General features: G+C 67.4%; 7 protein-coding genes. 4 read left to right on the top strand and 3 right to left on the bottom strand.

The genetic code is table 11. From position 1 onward, the window contains the following. Together HZS56_RS15205 and HZS56_RS38205 are read left to right on the top strand one after the other, a co-directional pair. The coding region (locus HZS56_RS15205) for a DnaB-like helicase N-terminal domain-containing protein (protein WP_301543030.1) at positions 1–584 on the top strand (584 nt) is incomplete at its 5' end. 628 nt (positions 585–1,212) lie between these two features. Beyond that, complete coding sequence (locus tag HZS56_RS38205; RefSeq protein WP_244942110.1) at positions 1,213–2,034, top strand: SPDY domain-containing protein; 822 nt, start codon at positions 1,213–1,215, stop codon at positions 2,032–2,034. Positions 2,035–2,186: 152 nt separating this feature from the next. Here HZS56_RS38205 and HZS56_RS15195 read toward each other — a convergent pair whose 3' ends face one another. After that, on the bottom strand, positions 2,187–3,083 hold the full coding sequence (locus HZS56_RS15195) for a DUF5655 domain-containing protein (protein ID WP_108988922.1): 897 nt from the start codon (positions 3,081–3,083) through the stop codon (positions 2,187–2,189). 443 nt (positions 3,084–3,526) lie between these two features. On the opposite strand from HZS56_RS15195, the gene HZS56_RS15190 reads away from it, so the two are divergent. Next, positions 3,527–4,153, top strand: a complete 627-nt coding sequence (locus HZS56_RS15190) for a hypothetical protein (protein WP_244942111.1) — start codon at positions 3,527–3,529, stop codon at positions 4,151–4,153. Between the two features lie 318 nt (positions 4,154–4,471). Continuing rightward, positions 4,472–5,041, top strand: coding sequence for a carbonic anhydrase (locus tag HZS56_RS15185; RefSeq protein WP_108988924.1), 570 nt, complete (start codon positions 4,472–4,474; stop codon positions 5,039–5,041). Positions 5,042–5,258: 217 nt separating this feature from the next. Here the strand turns inward: HZS56_RS15185 and HZS56_RS15180 are convergent, their stop codons facing one another. Both HZS56_RS15180 and HZS56_RS15175 read right to left on the bottom strand, forming a co-directional pair. After that, entirely contained in the window at positions 5,259–6,680 is a 1,422-nt protein-coding gene (locus HZS56_RS15180; RefSeq protein WP_108988925.1) for an NADH-quinone oxidoreductase subunit N, read from the bottom strand. Further along, positions 6,677–8,182 (bottom strand): complex I subunit 4 family protein, encoded by a 1,506-nt coding sequence (locus HZS56_RS15175; protein ID WP_108988926.1) that lies wholly within the window; start codon positions 8,180–8,182, stop codon positions 6,677–6,679. Before HZS56_RS15175 ends, HZS56_RS15180 begins: the two co-directional genes overlap by 4 nt. Between the last annotated feature and the right edge of the window lies 1 nt (position 8,183).

The following is an 8,183-nucleotide window of genomic DNA, read 5'->3' as shown; positions in this document are numbered from 1 at the left end:
CCCCCGCACCAACACCCGCCCAGACCCCCGACCACATCGAGGCGATCGAGGAGGAGCAACTACTGCTCGCCACCGCCACCGCCCGCCCTGACGACATCGACGCCGTCCGGTGGCTGCTCCCCGACGACCTCACCCTGCCCCTGCACGCCGGCCTGTGGCAGTGCCTGACCACCCTCACCCGCCGCAACGAGCCCGTCGACCCCGTAACGGCTCTGTGGGAGGCACAGCAGCGCGGCCTGCTGGACGACGGCAGCGCACCAGGCAAGGTCCTGCGCATGCTGGCCGAACCGGCAGGATCCGTCGGGCACTGGGCCGAACGCGCCCTGCGGCGCTCCATCCTGTCCACGGCCGAGCACACCGGACGGCGCATCGAGGCGTACGCCGGCGACCCGGCGAGCACCCCCTTCCAGCTGGTCGTCGGCGCCCGCCGAGCCCTCGCGGACATCGCCGCCATCCGCACCCGCTGGCAGCACGCCACCGGAGCCGCCCCGCCACAGCAGCGGCGAGCGGCGCCCGCCACCCGCGCCGGCCCGCCGACCACCACGGCCGCACACGCCGCCCGACCCACACGAGTAACCCGATAACTGCCGAGTACGCCGGTGGCCGGACTCGCGGGCCCGGCCACCGGCAGAGCAGATGAGGCCCCCACGTGACTCCCGCCATCGACGCCCATGTCCGCCTCGACACCCACCCCACTCACCCGAGCGCCGTGCAGGCCGTCCTGACCGGCGCCCAAGCCCGCGTCGTCTCCATGGCTCTGGAGGCTGCCCGGCTGGAGTGTCATCGCCACGGGCGTCCTGGTCCTGGCCCGCATCGATCACGAGGAGTCCTACTGGGCCGCCGACGCCGCCTAGAACCTGATCGCCGAAGGCATCACCGTCGAGGTCTCCCCGCGGCTCCAGGAGGCCATCAACGAGGAATGGACCTGGGCGAACTACCCGATGCCCTGGTGCACCCGCAGCGACATCCGTGAGGTCTCCAATCAGGCGCAGAAGATCGACGACGACATCCGCCACGGACAGCTCCTCATCCACGCCCACGCCCACGCCCACGCCCACGACGGTCACACGACCGTCGCGGTCGGCACATACCTCCGCCCAGGCGCAAAATCCGTCTTCCTGCGAAGGCGAGGACCACCTGCGCCAGGTAGCCGACACCTTTGACTCACCCGCCCAGGCGCTCCTCGCCTTCGAGAAGGCCCAGACGGCCGAGATGCGCCCCGACCCGGCACCCCTGACCGACACCGAACGCGCCACCGCCAAAGCTCACTTGGTCTTCGACGTCACCACAGCCAAGTCCGAACGCTCCCGCTCCAGGCCGGAGACCGTCCCCGTCTACCTGGCCGATGCCGGCGACCACGACGCCCTCCTGGACACCTTCCTCGACGAACACGGCGAGTTCGAGAAGTGGCGAACCTGGTCGGATGACACGACGCACCCCATCCACGAGTCGCAGACCCTGCGCATCGAGCGTGTCCACGAAACCCCCGCCAACGAGACCGCATGGACCGTAGCCGCCTACGAGACACCCGTCTCCGATCGCATATGGGTACTCACCGCGACCGGCACCACCCCCGCTCCAGTGCTGCGACATCTGCTGATCCACCTCGCCGACGGCGACGGCTGGGACACGGCCATCAGCGCCCCGGTGGACGAGAAGATGGTCACCGCAGCCACCCAGTCGCTCTCCGAGGCCGGATGGAAGCACACCGTGGACGGCCGATGGATCCACTGGACGTCCCCCGACGGGGACGCAGGCATGCAGTTTGATGCCTTCGCTGCCCAGCACCCCGGCCAGAACCAGGCCACCTGGACCATCTGGGCCGGCCCAGGCCCCGACCGGCCCACCTATGTCGTCACCGCGTCCCCGCACACTCCGAGTTCGCTCCTGACCGATCTCTCCGGGTCCCTCGCCCACGAAACCGGCCTGCGCCTCCCACAGACCGCGGGCCCCGAACGCAGGACAAAGCTCTTCACCAGCCCGCCGGCCATGCTCATCGTCGCCGCCGACTCCACGGCCAGCCGGTGTCGCTGAACACCACCACACAGGAGCGGGCATCACAACGGGAATCGCCTGTGAAAGGAACCGGCGATCCTGCGCATCATGAGTAGCCCACCGGCACGCCGCGCCCCCGCATCGAAAGGAGCTGTCCCACGAGCACAGAACGGCCAGACACAGCCAGGTGATTAGGCCGACGCGTAGCTGGCCTGGAACAGTTCCTGCGCCCGCAGCACGTCTTTCGGATTGCGCAACTGCACCTCCAGATCACCGGTACCGTGGTGGCCAAGACCCGACACGTCACGAGTGAATCCCGGCACGAGGTCGACGTCCTCCGGATCAACCTTCAAGTAGACCAGCAGCTTGCTGCGCTGCGGCGGGCAAAGGCAGGCGAAGTTCCGCAGCCGCTGATAGGCCCGGTAGGTCTTGCGCTCGACGCATTTCACGCCGTCCCCGAGCGCGAGCAGGGCCTCGTCGACTGCGCTCGCCAGCTCCGTCATCGACGCACCCTGGACGTCGTGCACCGCTCGGGCAACCGCCCGCCGACGGACTCGGCTCGCCCCCTGGATGCGGCCGCTCACGGACGCCACGGTCTCAAGGCCCAGCAGCTCGCCACCGAAGAATCGGTAGCGGACAAGGTCGATCGACCGCCGATGCTCATGCACGGCGTGCACGTCATAACGCGTGAAATCGCCGGCAATGCAGATCAGACGCGGTCCGCTCCAAAGGACCTGCGACGCTGCGGTCACCCCGAGCCGCTGCCGGACCAAGTGCTCGAACTCGGCACGATGGTCCATCAGCCATGCAAGGTAGAAAAGCCCCTGGTTGATGACACCAGCGTCCGTGCCTCGCTTGTACTCGACGATCACCGGCGCCCCGTTCTCATCCAGCCCTAGCGAGTCGATTCGGCCACCATGGAGCGACCCGGTGCCGTACTCGCTCGCCAGGAACCGCACACCGAGCATCGTCTCCATGTGTGCCTCGACGAGATCCTGCACCTCGGCCTCGAACTCGGCGAGGCGCGGAATGACTTCAATCACGCTTTCGTTCGACATTTTCGTGCGGAACAACGTCAGGCCCGACACTTCCCCTCCTTGATTCATCATCGCCAACGCCGAACAGGTGCGGACTTGTTTCCGCGAAGGGCTCCGAGGGTGTGAAGATGGCGTGAGAGGCATTGTCGAGACCACGGGAGGGTTTCGCATCCCACGGGTTCCCTGCAATGGCCGTCCCAACGCGTCCCGTGTGCCTGACTAACCGTCACTGACCGGCTTGCCTACAGGATCCCGCGGCTGGACCGCGCCACGGCTCGGTGGATAATCAGTCAGCGGCTCGGCAACGGCCGCGTCACAGACCTGCCGGTCCTACACCAGCCCAAGGCGGAGTGGGTAGTCTGCCTTACGTACGGGCAGCCATCCCGACTTCATCCGAATCGTCCGCCGCTCCGCCCAACGTTGGGCGGCCTTGGAAGGCTCTGAACTCCATGCAGCCACAATGCTCTCTAGGATCTGCCCCTGGGGCGTCCAGTGTGCTGCGCGGGCTGCGGGCAAGCGTGCTGGCGGCACTGTGCGTACTGATGCCATTGGCTGGACACATTCTGGTGCAGTGCCACGCTCCTCAGTGGCTCATCGTTGCCGGACTGACCGCGGTGGTTGGCACCGGAGCGGCAGTACTCACACAGAAAACGCTGACAGACACCCAGCTGCTGGCAGCACTCGCTGTTGCCCAGCTGGCGTACCACGCCGTCTACTCCCTGCCTGACGCATGTGCGGCAGTGACGGCGACCGGCGATCTCGACAATGGTTGGGCCTGGATGGTCGAACCTGAGGCAGCCGGTGGTTCACCTCCCAGTGCGATGCTGGCCGGCCACCTGGTCATGGTGTTGCTGACCGCTCGCCTCCTAGGCGTCACCGAGCGCCTGCTGTGGCAGAGCAAAACGCTGTCGACCGTCATCCGGCGTTTGCTGTCCTTCTTGTGGCCACTGCTACGCGGCCACCAGAGCAACGGCCCTGAGAACAAGATCCCTCAGAGCAGTGCCCCGCTTATGTCGGCGCTGTTGGTCAGGCTGCATGAGGGCAGAGCGCCGCCGCTGCGGCGGAAGAGCTCCCTCGTCCCTCTCCGGCCGATGCCGATCGGTGGTCTCAGCTTGCCCTGACGGGCGGGCACAAGGGTGACCGTCCGGTAAGGCCGGTGCCCCAGCCCCGGTGCCACGCTGCGCCGGGGGATTCGGAGAGTTTCGCATCATGAATGTCATGCATGAGCGTGCCGTCCCCACGACGCCACGTTGTTCCGTCGTGCCCGCCGTCCTCACGGTCCGGAGCGCCTTCTCTGTGACGACGTTGCTCGGCACGGGTATCCAGAGGAATCTCCCCTTCCTCGCTGGCGGAGCCCTCATCCGTGCCTCTGCTGCCTATGAGGCGTTCAAGGGATCAATCGGCAACCAAGTGACGACACGGGGGGAGGCAGTAGCGTCATGCAGTATTTGATCGACCAAGCGCGTGTTTACCGTGCCCGCGCAACTGCCCATACCCTGCACTTGGGCGGCCTCACAGAGCTAACAAGGCCGCGGGCGATGTTCGTCGCCTGCTCCGATGCCCGCTTCGCACCTGGTCTGATCACAGCGGCCCGGCCTGGAGATCTTTTCGAACTCCGTACTCACGGCGGAGAAATCCCGGCCTACGCTCCCGACGCTCCGACCGGTGAGTCACGGACGATTGAGTATGCCGTCAATGATCTGAATGTTTCAGACATCATCATCTGCGGTCACTCACACTGCGACATCGTCTCCGCCGCCCTGCGCGCTGCCCTGGCAGCCTCGGACGAGGCCGAGGCGGACCGCGCCGAACCTGTTCCGCTGACGGGAGACCTCACCGCCGCCGGGCACTGGCACGTCCTGGCACAGCTCGACAACCTCAGTAACTACCCTTGCGTCGTGCCACGGCTGGCCGATCGATCCCTACGCCTGCACGCCTGGTTCCATGAGCTCGAAACCGGCGCGACGCTGGCCCACCACGCCCGCGCCAACGCCTTCCTCCCTTTGTAGGAACCTGCTCCGGCTCACCACGATCACGGAGGCAGGGGTAGTCGTCCACGTGACAGCCGGGACCTGACGGCGGCGCAGGTGCCCCGTTCGCGTTCCTGGTGACGCGCGGTCTCAGCCCACCGCCGTCCGGGGCGAAACCCTCGCCCCGGACGGCTCCATGCGCGATACGGCAAGAGCGGCGGGCTCGGTGAGTCACACGAACGTCACAGCGCGGGCCTCAGGGCAGAAGCGGTCCCGTAGTGAGCGTGAGGGCAGCCTCCCCAGCGATACCCAGCGCCAGGGACAGGGCAGCCGCCGTGTAAGCGGTGACGGCCGACCAACGGCCCAGGACGGTGTGCCCGTTGACTGGTACCTCATCGGCGGTGGTGAACAAGGGAGCGAGCCAGCGCAGGTAGTAGAAGAGGGAGGCCACGGTGTTGGCGACGGCGAAGGCGGCAAGCCAGGTGTAGCCGCCGTCGATGGCCGCGCTGAAGATCTCCAATTTGCCGACGAAGACGCCGGTGGGCGGAGTGCCGACGAGGCCGAGAAGGCAGACGACAAGCACGCCTGCGAGGCCGGGATGGCTGCGGGCGAGGCCCCTGTAGTCGGCAAGGGCACGCGCAGCGGGGAGTTCCGTGACGACAGCGAAGGCACCGAGATTGGTGGCGGCGTAGGCAGCCAGGTAGAACAGCAGGCTCTTCTGGGCGAAATCGCTGTAGGTGGCGACGGCCAAGGCCATGAGGAGGTAGCCGACCTGGCTGATGGTCGAGTACGCGAGCAGGCGTTTGACGGAGGTCTGGAAGAACGCCGCGAGATTTCCCAGGGTCATGGTGACCGCGGCAAGGATCCCAAGGAGCAGCGGCCAGTTGACGTCGCTGTTGGGAAGCGCCTGGTGAAGGAGGCGGTAGCCGGCGATCAGGCCGCCGATCTTGGGGAGGGTGGTGACGTAGGCGGCGACAGGTGTCGGGGCACCGTCGGTGACATCGGGCACCCAGAAGTGGACCGGTACCGCGCCGACCTTGAAGAGCAGACCGGCGAGTACGCCGACGAGTCCGATGGCGACAAGGCCGTAGGAAGCGGCTGGCAGGCCCGCATTGAGTTCGCTGTAGTGAGTGCCGTGGCCGACGCCGTAGAGAAGCGCGATGCCGGCGAGCATGGCGGTGCCGAGCAGGGCGCCCATTAGGTAGTACTTCAGGGCAGCTTCCGTACCGCGGGCGTCCTTGGTGAAGCCGGCGAGCGCGTAGGCGGGGATGCTCGCCAGCAGGTAGGCGGCGAACAGCATCAGCAGGTCGTTCGCCCCGAGCAGGGCGAGGGTGCCCGCGCCGGTCAGCAGCAGGAGCACCCAGTACTCTGTTTCGCGTTTGTGGCCGCGTACGGTCTCCACCGACATGCCGATGATCAGCAGCAGCGCGGCGAGGACAATGAGCCGGCCGAAGTCGGTGGCGGTGTCGACGGCGAACGCGGCGGAGAAGACGGTCTGTTCCCGGCCCGTGGCCATGGTGACGGCGGTGGCCACCAGCCCGGTCGCACAAGCGACGGCTGCGAGGGCAGCGACGATCCACTGGCGGCGGCGGGGCAGCCAAGAGCCAGTGAGAAGGCCGATGACGGCGGCACCGACGAGGGCGAGTTCGGGGATGAGGGCCGTCAGGTTTTCGTTCACCGTGCTACCAGCCCGGTCAGGGTCCGGCTGGCCGGTTCGATGACGTCCAGCAGCCACCGCGGGGCGACGCCGATCACCAGGGCCACCGCGAGCAGGGACACGGTGGACAGCGCCTCGGTACCTCTCAGGTCGCCGACTCCGCCAGCAGAGATCGTTTCGGGCAGGCGTGGAGTGCCGAGGAACATACGTCGCAGAGCGGTGAGGAACAGGGCCGCGGTGATCAGGATGCCGGTCACGGCGATGGCGGTGGCGATCGCCTGGGAGGCCAAGCTGCCAGCGAAGATCTGGAACTCGGCGATGAAGCCGGAGAAGCCGGGGATGCCGAGACTGGCGAACGCGGCGACGGCGGTGACCGCCGCGAAGCGCGGAGTGTGAGCGGCCAAGCCGGAGTAGGCGTCCATCGTGTAGGTGCGGCCGCGGTCGTGGAGCACTCCGGCGAGCAGGAACAGAGCTCCGGTGATCAGGCCGTGGCTGACCATCTGGGTCACCGCCCCGGTCACCGCCAGGGAGCGGGCTTGGGCGTCGCTGCCCGCCAGTGTTCCGGCGGCGCCGACTGCGAGGATGATGTAGCCCATGTGGTTGACCGACGTGTAGGCGATCATGCGCTTGAAGTCCGTCTGCGCCAGCGCCACCAAGGCCCCGTAGACGACGGACACGGCGCCGACGATCACGATGACGAGCGCGTAGTGGCGCCAACTGCCGGGCAGCAGGGGCATGGCGATGCGCACGAACCCGTACGTGCCCATTTTCAGCAGGACACCGGCGAGGATCGCCGAGCCGGTGGCGGGGGCATCGGTGTGGGCGGGCGGCAGCCAGGTGTGGAAGGGCACGGTGGGGGTCTTGACCGCCAGTCCAACGCCGATGGCCAACAGCACAAGACTGGCGTACAGGCCGCGTCCGGCCAGTGGGTTGCTGTGGGTGAGGTCGACGATGTCAAAAGTGTGCGGGTCGGCGGCCAGGTAGAGGCCGATGAAGCCGAGCAGGAGGGCGAGGGAGCCGATGAAGGTGTAGAGGAAGAACTTCAGCGCTGCGGCCCGGGCCCGTTCGCCGTGCCCCCAGCCCGCGATGACGAAGAACATGCCGACGATGGAGAGGTCGAAGAAGACGAAGAACAGGATCAGGTCCAGGGCGACGAACAGGCCGACGCTGACGGTCTGCAGGAACAGGAACAGGCAGACGTAGGAACGCACACGCCGCCTCTCGCGCAGGGAGTGAACGGCGACGGCCAGGAACAGCAGGCAGGTCAGGGCGACCAGGGGCAGGGACAGGCCGTCGACACCGACGTGGTAGCCGACGCCGGCACTGGGGATCCAGCGCACGCGCTGCTGGTACTGCATTCCGCCATCGGGGTCGAAGCCCACCCACAGCGCGACGACGAGGGCCAGATCGGCAGCCGCGGTGGCGATCCATGTCCAGACGAGCACCCGATCGGGAAGGCTGCGCGGCAGAAGCAGGAGCACTGCACACACCAGCAGCGGCAGGAACGTGACGACGGTCAGCACA

The sequence above is a fragment of the Streptomyces mayonensis genome (assembly GCF_018982965.1).
Classification (GTDB): Bacteria; Actinomycetota; Actinomycetes; order Streptomycetales; family Streptomycetaceae; genus Streptomyces; species Streptomyces mayonensis.
Note: the sequence above shows the minus strand (reverse complement) of the source record. Positions and strands in the feature narration are given on the sequence as shown.